15 protein-coding genes are annotated in these 17347 nt (G+C 55.9%); 6 read left to right on the forward strand and 9 right to left on the reverse strand.

What is annotated here, in order from left to right; translation table 11 throughout:
* Positions 1 to 362 precede the first annotated feature (362 nt).
* Positions 363 to 1739, reverse strand: a complete 1377-nt coding sequence (locus tag HW273_RS07485; protein WP_179011181.1) for a hypothetical protein — start codon at positions 1737 to 1739, stop codon at positions 363 to 365.
* A gap of 18 nt (positions 1740 to 1757) precedes the next feature.
* Positions 1758 to 2987: an SPFH domain-containing protein gene (locus tag HW273_RS07490; RefSeq protein WP_179011182.1), complete on the reverse strand. Its 1230-nt coding sequence runs from the start codon at positions 2985 to 2987 to the stop codon at positions 1758 to 1760.
* 315 nt (positions 2988 to 3302) lie between these two features.
* Here HW273_RS07490 and HW273_RS07495 point away from each other — a divergent pair, with 315 nt between their 5' ends.
* Positions 3303 to 4451, forward strand: a complete 1149-nt coding sequence (locus tag HW273_RS07495; protein ID WP_179011183.1) for an ATP-binding protein — start codon at positions 3303 to 3305, stop codon at positions 4449 to 4451.
* 395 nt (positions 4452 to 4846) lie between these two features.
* Here the strand turns inward: HW273_RS07495 and HW273_RS07500 are convergent, their stop codons facing one another.
* Positions 4847 to 6229 (reverse strand): sodium-dependent transporter, encoded by a 1383-nt coding sequence (locus HW273_RS07500; protein ID WP_179011184.1) that lies wholly within the window; start codon positions 6227 to 6229, stop codon positions 4847 to 4849.
* Positions 6230 to 6479: 250 nt separating this feature from the next.
* On the opposite strand from HW273_RS07500, the gene HW273_RS07505 reads away from it, so the two are divergent.
* Positions 6480 to 7214: a helix-turn-helix domain-containing protein gene (locus tag HW273_RS07505; RefSeq protein WP_179011185.1), complete on the forward strand. Its 735-nt coding sequence runs from the start codon at positions 6480 to 6482 to the stop codon at positions 7212 to 7214.
* Positions 7215 to 7293: 79 nt separating this feature from the next.
* Here HW273_RS07505 and HW273_RS07510 read toward each other — a convergent pair whose 3' ends face one another.
* The 6 genes from HW273_RS07510 to HW273_RS07535 form a co-directional block, all read right to left on the reverse strand.
* Complete coding sequence (locus tag HW273_RS07510; RefSeq protein ID WP_179011186.1) at positions 7294 to 7863, reverse strand: HD domain-containing protein; 570 nt, start codon at positions 7861 to 7863, stop codon at positions 7294 to 7296.
* Between the two features lie 30 nt (positions 7864 to 7893).
* The gene (locus HW273_RS07515) at positions 7894 to 8061 is read right to left on the reverse strand and encodes a hypothetical protein (protein WP_179011187.1); all 168 of its coding nucleotides are present in this window, start codon (positions 8059 to 8061) and stop codon (positions 7894 to 7896) included.
* A 108-nt stretch (positions 8062 to 8169) separates the two neighbouring features.
* Positions 8170 to 9447 carry a sensor domain-containing diguanylate cyclase gene (locus HW273_RS07520; RefSeq protein WP_179011188.1) on the reverse strand — a complete coding sequence of 426 codons (1278 nt, stop codon included), beginning with the start codon at positions 9445 to 9447 and terminating at the stop codon, positions 8170 to 8172.
* A 215-nt stretch (positions 9448 to 9662) separates the two neighbouring features.
* Positions 9663 to 10142, reverse strand: a complete 480-nt coding sequence (locus tag HW273_RS07525) for an S-ribosylhomocysteine lyase (RefSeq protein WP_179011189.1) — start codon at positions 10140 to 10142, stop codon at positions 9663 to 9665.
* The gene (locus HW273_RS07530; protein WP_179011190.1) at positions 10142 to 10702 is read right to left on the reverse strand and encodes a hypothetical protein; all 561 of its coding nucleotides are present in this window, start codon (positions 10700 to 10702) and stop codon (positions 10142 to 10144) included. Before HW273_RS07530 ends, HW273_RS07525 begins: the two co-directional genes overlap by 1 nt.
* An 85-nt stretch (positions 10703 to 10787) precedes the next feature.
* Entirely contained in the window at positions 10788 to 12482 is a 1695-nt protein-coding gene (locus HW273_RS07535; protein WP_179011191.1) for a glutamine--tRNA ligase/YqeY domain fusion protein, read from the reverse strand.
* A gap of 204 nt (positions 12483 to 12686) precedes the next feature.
* On the opposite strand from HW273_RS07535, the gene HW273_RS07540 reads away from it, so the two are divergent.
* Genes HW273_RS07540 through HW273_RS07555 form a run of 4 tightly spaced genes read left to right on the forward strand, consistent with a single transcriptional unit; the run spans position 12687 to position 17305 of the window.
* Entirely contained in the window at positions 12687 to 13799 is a 1113-nt protein-coding gene (locus HW273_RS07540; RefSeq protein ID WP_179011192.1) for a polysaccharide pyruvyl transferase family protein, read from the forward strand.
* Positions 13800 to 13804: 5 nt separating this feature from the next.
* Positions 13805 to 14923, forward strand: a complete 1119-nt coding sequence (locus HW273_RS07545; RefSeq protein ID WP_207718934.1) for a Coenzyme F420 hydrogenase/dehydrogenase, beta subunit C-terminal domain — start codon at positions 13805 to 13807, stop codon at positions 14921 to 14923.
* A complete protein-coding gene (locus tag HW273_RS07550) occupies positions 14916 to 15989 on the forward strand; it encodes a pyridoxal-phosphate-dependent aminotransferase family protein (protein ID WP_179011193.1) in 1074 nt (357 codons plus the stop codon). The genes HW273_RS07545 and HW273_RS07550 overlap by 8 nt, the downstream gene beginning before the upstream one ends.
* Positions 15986 to 17305 (forward strand): adenylyltransferase/cytidyltransferase family protein, encoded by a 1320-nt coding sequence (locus tag HW273_RS07555; protein WP_179011194.1) that lies wholly within the window; start codon positions 15986 to 15988, stop codon positions 17303 to 17305. Before HW273_RS07550 ends, HW273_RS07555 begins: the two co-directional genes overlap by 4 nt.
* Positions 17306 to 17347 lie beyond the last annotated feature (42 nt).

Consider the following 17347-nt stretch of genomic DNA (forward strand, 5'->3'; position numbering starts at 1 on the left):
TTTCCTCCTGTTTCTCCCCCTGCCATAGATGCCGGACTCCGCCGGGGCAAAGGATTCCCGATAACATATATAGAATCTCCTGCCCTGCTCGCAGAGGCAGCGCTGCGAATACAAGTCTCCCATGGTGCTTCGTTCCTTCGAAGCGACCACAGCTCTTATATCGAGCATTTTAGTTAGTTATATCTAACTATAAAATTCTAGCAAAAGCCAATTTCATAGTCAATATAAAAAAATCAATAGATCAAAAAAAGGACAATCAGGTTTTAAGCTGATTGTCCTCTGCTGTATTTCTTAGGGAAACGCTGATTTATTCATGCCCCGCTTGCTAAGGCACGTGAAATTCCGGTTTGATCAACGTTTCCCTAGCTTTTCGCTTTATTGATCCGCCGCTCTGTCCGGGTCGTCCGGAGGAACTGATCGCTCCGCTCCGTGATCTGCACGCTGCCCGGCTCGACATACTGTGCCGCCTCGTGCTTCGCGACTGCCGTCTGCATGCTCCGTTTCATTGAGCCGCAGGCGATCGCCGCTGCAATAAGTCCGAGCAGCAGCCCGATGCCATAGGGCTTCACGAGCTGCATCAGTGCAGAGCCTGTGCCCCAATCGAGACAGAGCATCGCTACCGTGCCGAGCAGCAGCGTAAATGCCGCCATGATGCCCCCGAAGTACATCCGGTATTTCTGCTTATCGACCGGAAGATTGCCGACCAGCCGTCCGGTCTGTCCATTCATGGCGAAGAGGTAATTCTGCCCCTCCCAGCGCGTGCTGAGCATATAAACCGGCAGCAGCCCGTACTGTACCCGGGACTCCTGTATCGAGACATTCCGGCTCTGGCGGCGAACCGTATCGTAGCCGCTGATGTCCCTCTCTATCGCATTGATCGCGGTATTCTCTATCCTGCCTCTCGCCCGCTCCCGGCAGGTTTCCGCCGGGACATCGTATTTATTGGCGAGGAAGCCGGGGAGATATGCGGTCGAGAAGGGCTTCAGCTCCTGATACTGAAAGGGCTCGATGGCATCCATAAATGCATCCGGCATCTTCTCCGACGCATCCGCCGGAACCATCCGATATGCGATGCTGCCTCTCCGCTTCACATGGTAGTAGCTCGTCTCTGTGACCTCCATGTCTCCGCGCCGGAAAACCTTTTCCCGCGTCGCCTCGAACTCCCCTCTCGCATCCGCCGTCCCGTCGAAGAACCAGAACGGCGCATAGACACCCTGTACCTCGGAGATCCGGTTACCGGAGACGAAGCTGTTCGGAAGCAGGCGCTTGCCCTTGTAGAACTCCCGGAGCGCATTCTCCGCGTCCTGCTTCTCCAGCTTGAACGGAATCAGGCAGTCCGGCTTCAAGACACCGCCGAAGTTCTTCGGCAGCATTGTCGGGTTGCCGCAGTAGGGACAGCTCGTCGCGATCGTCGTCGCGTCCGTAATCAGCTCCGCACCGCAGCTCGGACAGTTGTAGGCGCGCATATTCCCATCTGCGTCCTCCCACTCCTCCGGAGCCCCTGTGTCGAGCCCCTGTGCCTTCAGCGCCTTCCGCTCCTGCTCCCGCTCCGCTGCCCTCTGCTCCTCCATGAGACCGGCTGTCTCCGCCTTCTTCAGCGCATCCGCATAGAGCTGCTCCACCTCCTCATTGGTATAGCTGCTCCCGCAGTAATCGCACTGCAGCTTCCCGCTGGCGCCGTCGAAGCGGAGCGGTCCCATGCAGGCAGGACATTTGTAGCTCGCCATTTGCTCTGCCATAGCATTCTCCTCCCCGGCCTATTCCGGCTTCTTCGTGCCGCATGACGTACAGAATCTGCCCTCATTCTTCGAACCGCAGTTCGGACAAAACCAGCCCTTGTTCTCCGGCCTCATGCTGCCGCAGCTCGGACAGAACTTTCCGGTATTGCCGCTGTGTCCGCAGCTGCAGGTCCATGTATCTCCTCCCTGTGCCGCCGCCTGCGGCTGCGCTGCGGGAGCCGTCTGCTGCGCTGCCTGCTGTGCGCCCATCTGGTAGAGATTCTGCGCCGTACCGGCGCCTGCCTGTCCTGCCATATTCATGCCCATAAATGCCATTGCCGGTCCTGCGCCGGTATTGGAGGCTGCTGCCTTCATTGCATCTGCCTGCGCCGAGACGATGTGCGCCGCCGCACGGGTCGGATCCATAAATGCCGCGTTCTTCTGCATCTCCTTCAGCATCTTCTCGTCTTCCTCGTCCGCCTTCACGGAGGATACGCCGATCTGCTGGATCTCGATGCCGCGATAGTCCTTCCACTTCGCGGAGAGCACCTCCTTGAGCGCCTGCGAGAGCTCCTCCGTATGCCCCGGCAGAAGCGAGTAACGGATGCCCTGCTCGGAGAGCTTCGCGAACGCCGGCTGCAGTGCGGTCAGAAGCTCGGACTTCATCTGCCCCTCGATCTGCTCCCTGCGGTAATCCTCGCTGACATTGCTGCAGACATTGGTATAGAAAAGCAGCGGATTCGTCAGCCGATAGCTGTATTCGCCGAAGCAGCGGATGCTGATATCAATGTCAATGCCGGCGCGCGGGTCAACGACGCGGAACGGAATCGCAGACGGCGTCCCGTACTTGTTGCCGATCAGCTCCTTGGTATTGAAATAGTAAACTCTCTGATCCTTCGGCGGCTCTCCTCCGAAGGTGAATCGCTTCCCGACATTCCGGAAAACCGCCATGACGCTCTCGCCAAGATTTCCGGAGAAGACTGTCGGCTCCGTCGAGGCATCGAATATAAACTCACCCGGCTCCGCGCAGACCTCCACGACCTTGCCCTGCTCGACAATCAGCATACACTGCCCGTCCGCCACCGCGATGACGGAGCCGCTGCTGATAATGTTGTCTGCACCGTGCGTGTTGCTGGAACGTCCGCTGACCCGCTTCTGTCCCTTTCGCACCAGAACCGTTGCAGGGAGAGACTCGCAGTAGAAATATTCCTTCCACTGATCCCCCAGCACGCCGCCTGCCGCTCCCATTGCCGCCTTCATCAAACCCATACTGACCTCCTTAACAGAAATGATACTCCTCTGGTCATATAGTACGTCATATAAAGAAATATTGCAAAAGAAATCTCTTTTTTTGTCAGTTTTTTGTCAGTTTTCTCCGAATTCCCCCGATTTCTGATCGGGGGAGCCCTGCGGAGGATCGCGGGGCGAAGACCTGCGACGTCCCTCTATTGAAGAGCTTAGGGCGGTTCGGAGGTAACAGCTAAGGTAAGCAGGCGCCCCTATTCGCAATTCGTTAGCTTCCTGTATCTTTTTTCGGGAGAAACTGCTAAGATAGGTTGTTTGGAATCGGAATGGAGAGAGAAAATGGGATATCTGGCAAAGGAAATCAGTCTGTCGGAGCTCGAGGCAATGGAGCCGGGAAGCTATCGTCTGATCGATGTTCGGGAGGAGGAGGACTTCCAGTCGGGCAAGCTGCCTGACGCGGTTCGCGTCGATCTTATCGCGATCGCGGATGGAACGCATCGGCTCCCGAAGGACAGGAAGCTCGTGCTCTACTGCAAGTACGGCACGCTGTCCCTGCAGGCTGCGGAGGCACTCTGTGAGCAGGGCTATGAAGCGTACAGCCTCGCCGGAGGCTATGGAAAATGGCTGCTCCAGCAGCTTCATCGCGATCTCGACTCGGAGACGCGCCGGGAGGAAATCGAGAAAAGTCTCCGGAAAAAGTTCCGGAAATCAATCTTCACCCCCTTTGCGAAGGCGATCAACGATTACAAGCTGCTTCGCGAGGGCGACCGTGTCGCAGTCTGCATCTCCGGCGGCAAGGACTCCATGCTCATGGCGAAGCTCTTTCAGGAGCTTCGACGGCACAACAAGTTCCCCTTCGAGCTGTGCTTCCTCTGCATGGATCCGGGCTACAATGCCGACAACCGCCGGATCATCGAGCAGAACGCTACGCTGCTGGGGATCCCTCTGTCCTTCTTCGAAACGGATATCTTCGACGCGGTCTACGATATCCCGGACTCTCCCTGCTACGTCTGCGCGCGAATGCGCCGCGGACACCTCTATCACAAGGCGCGGGAGCTTGGCTGCAACAAGATCGCGCTTGGGCATCATTTCGACGATGTGATCGAGACCACGCTGATGGGAATGCTGTACAGCGGACAGTTCCAGACCATGATGCCGAAGCTGCATTCCACCAACTTTGAGGGAATGGAGCTGATCCGTCCGCTCTACTATGTGCGGGAGGAGGACATCAAGCATTGGCGGGATTACAATCACCTGAATTTCATCCAATGCGCCTGCCGTTTCACCGATACCTGCACGACCTGCCACACCGACGGTACGACCAGCTCGAAACGGCTCGAAACAAAGAAGCTCATCCGGGAGCTCCGGAAAAGCAATCCCTTCGTCGAAAAAAACATCTTCCGCTCTACAGAAAATGTTTCCCTCAATACCGTACTCGGCATCAAAAAGGACGGTGTGAAGCACAGCTTCCTCGAGTGGTATGAGTGAAGGCGTTTGCATCAGGCAAACGCCGGAGCGAGCTGCCACGCGGCAAAGCCGCGGGGTTCTGCGAAGCAGAATTCACGGAGGGCTTCCGGCCCGAAGTGAACCCGGCATAGAAATCCGCCATCAGGCAGCCGCCGGAGCATGATAACTTCCAGACAGAGCACAACCCGGGCAGACTCCTGCAATATACTCCCATGCCGAAAACTTCGGCACTGCCAAGCCTGTAAGTCCTGCGCGCTGCTCCGCTTCTTCGAAGCTCTCGCATCGCCAACAGCTATTCTCAAATCGCGCCGCTCTCTTCGTTCGCGGCGCTTTTTTGCTCATAGCTGTTGTCCCGTCAGATGCCGGAATGTCCGCTCATGCAAGCATGGCGTCCATTCCGGCGCCTGACGGGGGACTTATACAATAGATTTCAGGAAAAGGATGAGCATGATGAACGGCGCGACGTAGCGGATCATCGCCGCGTAGAGCCTTTTCCTCCCGAAAGGATGCCCGCTGGACTCCATTTCCCGGATAATCCACTGCGGCCCGACGACCCAGCCGATCAGAATGCAGGACAGGAGCGAGATGAAGGGCATCATAACACTGTTGCTGATATAGTCCATGATATCCAGAAGCTGCCCGACAGAACCGTTCGGCAGCTTCACTTCTACATAGAAAACGCTGTAGCCGAGCGCAATGACGGCGCTTGCCGCCATATAGATTCCGGTCAGTACAAGCGTCGTCCTTTTCCTGCCGCTGTGAAAAAGCTCCATGCAGTTTGCCGTAATGGACTCCAGCACAGAGATGCAGGAGGTCAGTGTCGCAAGCGCCGCCATCAGGAAGAACAGCAGTCCGATCAGCGTCCCTGCCCGCCCCATGGCATAGAAAACCTTCGGGAGGGAAACGAACATCAGAGAGGGACCCGCCCCCATTCCCTCCGTCCCGGAAAATACATAGATCGCCGGAATAATCATCGCGCCTGCCAGAAGCGCTACCACAGTATCGAAGAGCTCGATCTGGAGAACAGAATGTCCCAGATTCACCTCCGGCTTCACATAGGAACCGTAGGTAATCATGATTCCCATGGAGACGCTCAGGGAGAAAAAGAGCTGGCTCATCGCATCCAGCAGAATCTGCAGGAAACGCGGCAGCGTCAGTCCGGCAAGATTCGGACGCAGGTACTGCAAAAGTCCCGAAAAACCGGTTCGCACACTGCCGTCCTCCGCCGCAGTGCGGAGGGAAAGCACGAAAAGCGCGATGCCGAGCACCATCAGGAGCAGCAGCGGCATACAGAAGCGGGAAACCCGTTCAATCCCTCCCTCTACGCCAAAGTACACAATCCACGAGGTCAGCGCCATGAACAGAAGTGCGAAAAAAAGTGATGCCGTCGGGGAACTGAGGAAGCTGCCGAAGAATCCGCTGTCTGCCGCCGCTCTCCCCTCCCCTGCGAGGTATACCACGATATAACGGCTGATCCAGCCGCCGATCACCGCATAGTAGGTCATGATCAGCACCGGCACTAGAAAGGTCAGAATGCCGAGGAAGCGCCACTCCGGCACCATGGCGGCATAGGCGCGAATCGCACTTTTCTTCGTCCGTCTGCCAATGGCGAGATCGGAGGTCAGCAGCGTGAAGCCGAAGCTCACGACCAGCAGAAGATAGATCAGAATGAAGAGTCCCCCTCCATCCTTCGCCGCAAGATAGGGAAAGCGCCAGAGATTCCCTACCCCCACCGCGCTGCCCGCCGCCGCCATCACGAAGCCCAGCTGTCCGCTGAAGCTGCTTTTTTTTTCGTTCATCCTTCCCCCTCCGATCATTGATTCGAGAGCCTATCCTAACAGATATTTCCGTTTCCTGCAAATTATGATGGTTTCATTTCCTGAAATATATTGTGCTTTTTGTTTCATCATATTAGAATATATCTGTATTTCGAAGCGTTCTCTTTGGATTTTTCGCAGAAAGAGGCAAAAAAGGATAGTATTATGATAAGTACGCCAAGGATCGCGCGCAAGCGATACGAGAGAATAAATGAAAGAGCCGGGAGGATGAATGAAGGAGCTGAGTCAACATATCGGAAGCCGCATCAGAATGTACCGGAGGGTACAGGGAATGAGCCTGCAGGAGCTCGCCGCGCGCATTCACAAGAGCCGCGCCAGCGTCAGCAAGTATGAAAACGGAGAGGTCGTGCTGGATGTCGAGACGCTGTACGAGATCAGCAGGGCGCTCCATGTCGAGCTCTGCCAGCTGACCGACCTCATGCCCCCGCAGGAAAAGCCGCCGGTTGCAAAGCCCCTGCCCCTTTCCGGCCGGAAAAGCCCCTTCTATGAGGCGAAGCGGCTCTACTTTTATTTTTATGACGGCAGATACCGGCGGCTGAAGGACGGCATCATCGACATCTTCCCCTCCAGAACCAAACCGGGCAGCACGGAAGCAAGCTTCTCCATCAGCAGCATCACAGGGAGCGGCAGAAGCAGTGAAAGCCTCTACAGCGGCAGCGTCACCTACAGCGATATGCTGATCCGCTTCTCCTTCGTGAATCAGCTCAACCCCCTCGAGGAGGACCTGCTCTATATCTTCAACCCGCTGGAGCTAAGGGACTACTCCGAGGGTTTGCTCTGCGGCATTTCCAGCGCCGACTTCATGCCCTGCGCCTTCAAATGCCTCGTCACGCTCTCCCCGCAGGAGGCGGACAGAGCGCTGCGGCAGCAGCTGATGATCACCACGAAGGATGTAAACCGCTGGAAAAAGCTGAATATGATGCTGATCGACAATCATGGAAACTGAAAGCTCCGATCAGATAAGCAAACGAATTCGATGCAGTGATTGAGAAGGGGGCGACAATCACAGCAGCCGAAAGCTCCGGTCACGCTTCCTCCCGGATCTTCCGATCCGTCCATGCGTCGATTGCGGCCTTTAAGCGTCGAAGATAGGGGGAAAACTGCACATCCTCTTCGCCGTAGCGCTTCTGAAGCTCGTACTCCAGCGGCAGCCAGCTGCGGATATCCGCCTCATTATGGGAGATCACTGCCTCCAGACGATCCAGCGCCTTGTAGAGCTTCGCCTCCCTGCTCGAGAGCTTCCCCATCTCCGAGAGCAGCGCGCGCCATTCCGTGCGCTGCGGCTCCGGAAAATCCCCCACCCAACGCTCCATGACAGACGCTTCCTTCTCCGCATCCTCCTCCGTCTTGTTAAAGGTGGGGATGTCCCCGGTAAACGCTTCACCGAGGTCATGGATCAGGCACATCCGGATCACACGATTCATGTCGTATCCCCGAAATTCTTCCTCCCCCGAAAGCAGCATCGCCAGCAGCGAAATCCGATAGCTGTGATCTGCGACACTCTCCTGCCGTTCCGCCGTGATCCAGTTATGCCGGGTATTCTCCCGAAGCTTCCCTGCCACCCTGAGAATCTCCAGCAGCTTTTCCGCATCCATCGCTTCTTTTTCCTTTCCCTCCGCCAAGCGTCAGAAGTCCACCGCTTCCTTATCCGGCTCCACCTTTGTGCTCCTCTCTCCGCCAAGCATCAGAAGTCCGACCGGCATCCTCCGCAGCCGAATGATACCATCCTCATTCAGCCAAATAGCATCATCAATCGATCGATTGACATCATACTTCATATGAATGCTATCCAAGCTCTAAGCTCTAAGGAAAGGCTGATTGATTCATGGCGCACGTGCCATGGGCGTGATGCCCGTAAAAGCGTGCAGAACGCCGGTACTTAATGAACACGAATGACCTCTTCACAGCAGGATCTCATACCTGTCTCTGCCGCGTTCCTTCGCCTGATACAGCGCCGTGTCTGCACGCTTCAGCAGTTCTTCATAGTCCTTCTCCCCCTGCCGAAGCGCCGTGAAGCCAATCGAGCAGGTAATGCGGAAGCGCTGCCCCTTCGCGCTGACCTCGATATCGCGAACTGCCGCGAGGATCTTGTCACCGATCCGCCCGATGCCCTCCGTTCTGCTGCCGGTGAAGATCCCGACAAATTCGTCTCCTCCAAAGCGGCTGATCGTATCCGTCGTCCGGATCACGCTCTTCACCGCCTTCACGAACGCACAGAGCGCTGCATCTCCTGCCTCATGCCCATAGAGATCATTTACCGTCTTGAAGCGGTCGATATCCGCCACCATTACAATCACCGCATTCTCCCCGGGCTTCCTGTGTTCCGTCCGCCCCCGCAGCAGCATCTCCCCATATCTGCGGGAGCCGGCGCCGGTCAGATGATCCAGATTCAGCTCATCCGTAAGCAGCTTCTGCTCCCGGAGATAATGCTCCTGCTCCAGCCTTTTCCGCTGCAGGGACAGGTATACAAAGGCGGATACCAGCAGCAGCTCCAGTCCCGCGGTGCCGAGCAAAATCACCGGGCGGATCCGGCTCCGTGCCGCCTCCGCATAGAAGTCGATATTTTCCAGATTGACGCCCATGCAGATCACCCAGCCATAGTCCGCATAAAGCTTGGAGTAAATGAGCTTCCTGCCGATCTCCGCGGAGCGCAGGCGCAGGAAATCGCATTCCTGAAAAAGTGCACCGCTCTTCTTTACGCCCTCCAGCGCGATGAGGTTGGAGGGCTTACCGCAGGCATCCCTCGTCTCGGTGGAGAGCAGCGTCCCCTCCATATTTTTCTGCGCCGGGTGAACGATGCGAACCGCGAAGCCATCGCCGCCCTCGTAGTTCAAAATCTCATTCACCCATACATAGGTATCGTCCTCATAGACCTCGCGGTACGCCCTGCGCTTCAGCTCCCGCAGGAGCCGCCCGCGGAGCGCCTCCTCGCTCTCCTCCGGATAAAGCGTCCGGAATGCATTCTCCCGGTCTCTCAGCATACCGATATAGCTCTCCACCGTCCGCTCCAGCTGCTGCTTCTGCAGCTCCACCGCATCGGAATATGCGATCTCCGCCACACTGCCGACCAGCCAGCGGTACTCGCAGAAGGTAAGCGCGAAAACCAGAACACTCAGCAGAAACAGGCGAAGCAGTCCCCCTCGCTGCTTTTTCAGAAGCTTCCGTAGTTTCTTCCACATTGCTCTCCTCTGACCTATATTTCATTTCTCTCAATGCTGTCGGCGAAGGGCAATCCGGCAGGGCAGCGCCGATCGCTGCTTCCCAAAAGCCCCCGCATCACTTATTTCCCTGCATAGCGAGAGGACGGCAGGGCTTCTCCCCTGCCATCCTCTCTATATGTGATATCAGGGGAAAAGCCCAAGTCCATAAGCAGCCTGCTGCCCCGACATCCTGTTTATTCCGGATAAATGAGACGCTGCCTGTCAATATCGCAGAGCGTCTTCTCCAGATACCGCCTCGCGTACCATTTCGCCATCGGGAGATTCATATCAAGATAATTCCCGCAGTCCCTCGGACTCGCTCCCGGGATCTCCCCCACGAAGTCCCGGATGAACTCGAAGCAGCCGATCAGGAGCGGAACAATCTCAGCAGAATGCAGCGCACCCGCAAGCAGCAGATAGAAGCCTGTCCTGCAGCCCATCGGGCCGAAGTAAAGCACACGCTCTCCCCACTCCGGCTCATTCCGGAGATAGGTCGCCGCCAGATGCTCTATCGCGTGGAGCGCGGCACTGTCCATCACCGGTTCCCGGTTCGGCGCTGTCAGACGGAGATCAAAGGTCGTGACTGTCTCCGCGCCGATCGGATCCCTCCGAGAGACATAGACACCCGGCTCCAGCAGCAGGTGGTTAATTGTGAAGCTCGTGATCTTCTCCATCAGGCTTCTCCGTCCCCGCTCTCTGTCTTCGTCTCCGGTTCCGCTGTGATTTTCTCCGGCGAAGAAGCTTCCTCCTTTAATGCAGCCTTCCCCGATGCAGGCTCGTCCTTCCGGGCAGCTTCGTCAGTTCCGCTTTCCCTCTTCGGTTCTGCGCTGTCCTGATAGAACTCCACCTCGATGTCCTCGTCTGCGAGATCCTCATCCTCGGCATCCGGCGTGCCGGCGAAGCGGCTATCCAGGCTCTCCTTCACCGCGCGGTAGGCATCCCTTCCTGCATCCACGGCGAGGTTCTTCGTATCAATTGCGAGATTCTTCGCCGCATAGCCGAGATCCTTCGCCACAGCCTTCAGGTCCTCGCTTGTCCGAGAGTTCCTGAGCGTCGTATACGAGCGCTTCGCGCTGTCCTTCACCTCGGATGCGGAATCCAGCACATCCGTGAAGTCCCGGTCTACCGCATCTGAAAATTTCTTGTACTTATAAAGGTACGAAACTGTGCCTGCGGCAGCGCCGACCAATGCAGACAGCGCCAGAAGCGCGCCCAATCCTCTTCTCCTGCTCATAGCTTTTCCTCCTTGATTATCATCTCTTCCCCGAAGGGAAGCTCCCGGGAAACGCTGATTTTTTCCGATTTAATCAGCGTTTCCCCTACTTCAGCTTGAAGCTGGACTTCAGCGACACGATGCGGTTGAAGACCGGCATCCCCTCCGCAGAATCCCTGCAATCCACACAGAAATAACCGTTCCGCACGAACTGGAAGCTCTCGTATGCCCTCGCCCGCAGCAGCTCCGGCTCCACACAACAGTTCCGTACGACCTTCAGGGAATTCGGATTGAAATTCAGACTACCGTCCTCATTCAGCTTTCCCTTCTCCTCGTCGATCAGCTGCTCGTAGAGACGCGCCTCCACCCTGCCTGCCGTTCTCGCCTCCACCCAGTGAATCGTGCCCTTGACCTTGCGCCCCTCGAAGCCGGAGCCCGACTTCGTCTCCGGATCATAGGTACAGCGAACCAGCGTCACATTGCCCTCGGCATCAGTCTCATAGCCCGTACAGGTCACGAAGTACGCGCCCATCAGCCGCACCTCATTGCCGGGATAGAGGCGCTTGTATTTCTTCGGCGGATCAATCATGAAGTCCTCCCGCTCGATATAGAGCTCCCGGGAAAACGGCACCTGTCGGCTGCCGAGCTCCGCATTCTCCAGATTGTTCGGAATCTCCAGAAGCTCTCCCTCCCCCTCCGGGTAGTTCTCGATCACGAGCTTCACAGGATCCAGCACCGCCATGAGACGCGGCCGCTTCAGCTTCAGATCCTCCCGGATACAATACTCCAGAAGAGAATAATCGCTGGAGGAATTCGCCTTCGAGATGCCGGAAAGCCTCACAAACTGCTGCAGGGACTCCGGCGTGTAGCCGCGGCGGCGAAGCGCGGCGATCGTAACCAGTCTCGGATCGTCCCAGCCGTCTACCGTACCCTCCTCCACCAGCTTCTTGATATAGCGCTTGCCGGTTACGACATTGGTCAGATAGAGCTTCGCGAACTCGATCTGCCGCGGCGGATGTGGGAACTCACATTCCCGAACCACCCAGTCATAGAGCGGTCTGTGATCCTCGAACTCCAGCGTACAGAGGGAATGCGTAATACCCTCAACCGCATCCTCGATCGGGTGCGCGAAGTCATACATCGGATAGATGCACCACTTGTCTCCGGTATTATGATGGATAATGTGCGCCACACGGTAGAGGATCGGGTCGCGCATATTGATGTTCGGGCTCGCCATATCGATCTTTGCACGGAGCGTGCGCTCGCCGTCCCGGAACTTCCCCTCGCGCATCTCTGTGAAGAGCCGGAGGTTCTCCTCTATGGGGCGGTTCCGATGCGGGCTCTCCCTGCCCGGCGTCGTGAAATCGCCGCGGTACGCCCGGATCTCGTCAGCGGAAAGCTCGTCCACAAACGCCTTTCCCTTTCGGATCAGAAGCATCGCCTTCTCATACATCACATCGAAATAGTCGGAGGCGAAAAACATCCGATCCCCGAAGTCCGCACCGAGCCACTGTACATCGCGCCGGATGGAATCGACAAACTCCGTCTTCTCCTTCATCGGGTTGGTATCGTCGAAGCGCAGATTGAACTTGCCTCCATACTCTCTGGCAATGCCGGAATTCAGCAGGATCGACTTCGCGTGGCCGATATGCAGGTAGCCGTTCGGCTCCGGCGGGAAACGGGTCTGTACATGGTCGTATACGCCCTCCCTGAGATCCTCGTCGATCAGCTGCTCAATGAAATTCTTCGACTCCCTGCTGCCCTCCTCTATTCCATTCAGACATCGTTCTAAGTCTGCCATTTCCATTCCTCCCATGCTCATTCTGTTCTGATTCTAGGAAGTATAGCATATTTTGACAATTCTGTAACTAGGGAAACGCGGGTATCCGAAAAAACGATAGTTTTATTTGACAGTTGTGCCTTCGGCACATTATAGTTATCCAATGTAGAAATAGTGTCATTTAAAAGAGTTTTATTTTGCACAGAGAAAGGGCTTGCCCGCAGGATGAAGAGGATCGGCATCGTTTCTTATAATATATACGGAAATTTCACGAACTACGGCTCCGCGCTCCAGTCATGGGCTCTGCATCAGGCGGTCAAAGCCATTCCCGGCTTCTCTCCGGTGCTGGTTGACTACTGCCCGGAGGCGCTGAAGGATATGGATCCCCTGCAGCCGATGACAAAGATGTGGGATGCGGAATCGAGGAGGATGTGCGAGCTCTCCCTGCCCGACATTCGGGAAAACTACCGTAAATTCGAGTGCTTCTATACGGAACGCTTCGAAAGAACGAAGAAAAAATATATTGCGGCAAATTTCGATTCGGTCGTTTCGGATGAGAGGCTGGACGGTTTTCTCTGCGGGAGCGATACGATTTTCTGCATGGATGAATTCGGTTTTGACGACGGATATTATGCTAACTTTCCTTCCATGCGCGGAAATGCGGTTGCCTACGCCGCAAGCTTCGGAGACCCTACCCTATCAGAGGAAGCCCTCGGCATTCTCGAGAAAAGGCTGCAAAACTTCCGTTTTCTCGGGCTGCGTGAGGCGCATTTGCTCCCTTATGTGCGCGCGCACTGCACTGTCCCGGTGCAGAGAGTTCTCGATCCTACTCTCCTGTTTTCTGCGGAAAAATATGACGAGCTGGCGGCATCGGAGCGTCTCGAGCCGGAGCAGTATCTCCTGTACTATTCCAGACAGCACAATCCCGAGATGGAACGCTATGCCGAGACGCTGGCTGCGAAAAACGGATGGAAGCTGGCAGAGATCAGCCTGCGCTATGACAATGCGGGAAAGGGACATCGTATGCTGTACCGTGCGGGTGTCGAGGAATTTCTTTCCCTCGTAAAAAATGCGGAATACGTCGTCACCAACTCCTATCACGGCATGATATTCGCAGTGCTGTATCAGAAGCCCTTCACAGTTTTTCACAGAGAACAGTGCTGCAACAAAATCACAGAGCTGCTCCGCCTTCTCGGGCTTTCGGATCGGAGCTGCCGCACAGGCAGCGAGAAGCCGGCTCCGCAAATCGACTACGAAGCCGTTTCTCAGAGAATCCGCACGTCGAGAATTCTCTCTCTCCGCTTCCTGCGTAAAGAGCTTGAAATATTTCAGAGGTAGAAGGCTTGAACCTGTTTCATACTGAAAAAAAATATGTTTTCGGCGGGTATCACCGAGATCCTCTGCTGCGATACGAAAGCACCTCCGGAGGCGCTTTCACTGCTATCGCGGAGACCTTCTGCGATGAAAACTATATCATATTCGGCGCAGAAGCGAAGGGGCTTACTGTCTTCCACAGCTTTATCTCGAACAAGGGAGAGCTGCAGCGCTTCCGAAAGTCGAAGTACTCGCAGAGCAGGATGGGAAGCTGCTACCGTGACTGCAAGACCTTCTTAGAGGCAGGAAAAAAGGTCCTCTTCTCCGGTACGCCCTGTCAGGTCGCAGGACTAAGGCAGTTTCTCCGTCTCAGTCATACCGATACTGCCGCTCTTCTCACCGTAGAGGTGGTCTGCGAGGGTGTCCCCAGTCCGCTCTACATGGAGAAGTATCAGGACGCTCTGTTTCAGAAATATCACCAGAAGATCGAACAGCTGGATTACAGGTATACCGGAGCCCGTTTTTTCGGGCGGGGGAAGTGGGATTTCGAAGCCCTGAAGGTTATCACCTCCAAAATTCACCATGAGGGGAAATGGGATTTTCAAAGTATGCGCACCAAGCTGATATCTCAGCCGAAGCAGATCATTCTCGACCGCTGGTTCAATCCCTTCTGGTCGATCTGGCTGAACCACCTCATGAGCAGACCCTCCTGCTATGAATGCCCCTTCGCGAGACAGGAACGGACTGCCGACATTACACTGGGAGATCTCTGGGGCGTACATCTCTACTGCCCCGAGCTGTACGGAAACAACTTCGGTTCCTCCCTGATCTTAGCAAACAGCCCGAAGGGGATTTCCCTCCTGAAAAAAGCCCGGAGCAGGCTCTATGGGCATCCACTGGACTTCACAGAAGCATTGAGATATCAGTCTCCTCTGCGGAAGCCGATCGACAGAAATCCTGACAGGGCGCATTTCATGCAGGATCTGAGGAGCGGTATGAGCTATGCGGCAATCAACAGAAAATGGGCGAAGAAGCCCGGCTTCAGGCTGCTCTGGCAAAAGTATATCTGGGGCAACCAGCAGAAGATCAACGTCTGGTATTTGAAGAACAGGCTATTCAGAAAGGGGGATCGCGTAAAAAATGCTTAATTTCACAGTTGGTCCGGTCATGTCCTCCGAGCTTGTCCGGCAAATCGGCGCGGAACAGATTCCCTATTTCAGAACGCCGGAATTCTCTTCCGTTATGAAAGAGAACGAGAATCTCATCCTGCGCTACTCCAGAGCGCCTGAGGGCTCCCGGGCGGTATTCCTGACCTGCTCCGGCACCGGCTCCATGGAGGCGGTCGTGATGAACTGCTTCGACCAGACAGATAAGCTGCTTGTCATCGACGGCGGCAGCTTCGGACACAGATTCGCAGAGCTGTGCCGGATTCACGAGATTCCCTTCGAGCCGCTGCAGCTCGCCCCCGGACAGGCGCTGTCAGAGGAGCTGCTTTATTCCTATGACGGACGGGACTTCACGGGGCTGCTCGTCAATATCGATGAAACCTCCACCGGGGTGCTCTATGACGCCGCCATGCTCGGGGAATTCTGCCGGAAAAACCGGCTCTTCTATGTCTGCGACTGCGTTTCCTCTTTCCTGGCGGATGACTTCGATATGGCAGCCTGCGGCGCAAATGTTATGATCAGCAGCGCACAGAAGGCGCTCGCCTGTCCTCCCGGGATCTCCGTCATTGTGCTGGATCGCGCCGGTCTATGCCGTGTCGAAGGGCAGCGCGTAAAAAGCATGTATTTTGATCTCCGCGCCGCCCTTCGGGATGCGGCGCGCGGACAGACGCCCTTTACCCCGGCAGTCGGCACGCTGCTCCAGATTCATGCCCGGCTTCTGGAAATCGAAGCGCTGGGGGGAATCGAAGCGGAGCTTGACAGAGTCGCCGCTCTGGCGGAGGACTTCCGTACACGGATCAGAGAGCTGCCGCTGGAGCCATTCGCAGAAGCGCCCGCCAACGGCGTCACTGCGCTTCATCCGCGCTACGGCAATGCGTACACGATATTCACGGTTCTAAAGGATGAATACGGGATCTGGGTCTGTCCCAATGGCGGAGAGCTGCAGGATCATATTTTCAGGGTGGGACATCTCGGGAATCTCAGCAAAGATGACAATGCTGCTTTGGTTGCTTCATTGAAAGATCTGCAAAGAAGGGGGATTCTATGACAAAGGTTATCACCTACGGAACCTTCGATCTCCTGCATTACGGGCACCTGCGCCTGCTGGAGCGCGCAAAGCAGCTGGGCGACTATCTGATCGTCGGCGTGACCTCGGAGGACTTCGATAAATCCCGCGGCAAAATCAATGTCCATCAGTCTCTCATGGAGCGAGTGGAGGGGGTACGCGCGACAGGGCTCGCAGATGAGATCATCATCGAAGAATATGAAGGGCAGAAGCTCGATGACATCAAACGCTATGATATAGACATATTCACGATCGGCTCCGATTGGCGGGGGAAGTTCGACTATCTGGAGGAGTATTGCGAGGTGATCTATCTCGAACGAACCACCGGCATCTCCAGCTCTTCGATCCGGACAGTGAACAGCAGACTCCGTCTGGGCATCGCAGGAGATTCCTTCGTCATTCCCAAGTTTATCAGGGAATGCTCCTTCGTTAACGGGCTGGAATTAAGCGGAATCTATCCGAAGAGCCCGCTGCTCGCCGCTCCACGCGGCACAGGCTCCTATGAAGCGCTTCTGGACTGCTCGGACGCGGTATACATCATCTCTCCTCCGGCTCTGCACTATGCGCAGAGCCGCGAAGCGCTCTCCAGGGGGAAGCATGTCCTGTGTGAATCCCCTGTCACGCTTTCCCGCGCACAGAAACAGGAGCTGCAGAGGCTTGCGAAGGAAAAGGGCTGCATTCTGATGGACGCTATCAAGACTGCCTACTCCACCGCCTATTCCCGTCTCCTGCTGCTCGCGCAGTCCGGGAAGCTCGGACAGATTACCTCTGTCGAGGCGACTGCCACGAGCCTAAGACCGATCATGGGCACCTCGGCTTCACAGGCATGGAACAGTCTTGCCTCATGGGGGCCTACGGTTCTGCTTCCGGTCTTCCAGCTGCTTGGGACTGCGTATCGAAAAAAAAGCATCGTTTCCAGATTGCTGCCGGGCAGAGACGCCTTCGACAGCTTCACAAAGATCGATTTCCTCTACGCAGACGCCGTTGCCTCTGTCAAGGTCGGCAAGGGCGTAAAATCCGAGGGTGAGCTGATCGTTTCGGGCACGAAGGCGTATATTTACGTCCCCGCTCCATGGTGGAAGACGGACTATTTCGAGGTGCGCTATGAGAATCCCGCCGATAATGCCAGATACTTCTATCAGCTGGACGGAGAAGGAATCCGTTATGAAATCGTGGCATTTTTAAAGGCGATTAAAACCGGAAAATCTTCAGAATATATCACACAGGAGGTTTCCAATGCAATCTGCGGCGTGATGGAGGACTTCTGCAGCCGGAAGGACTTTACAGAGCTTCTCTGAGGGGATGCCAATGACAAACTCACACACAATATCATATAAAGT

The organism is Oribacterium sp. oral taxon 102 (assembly GCF_013394775.1).
Taxonomy (GTDB): Bacteria; Bacillota; Clostridia; order Lachnospirales; family Lachnospiraceae; genus Oribacterium.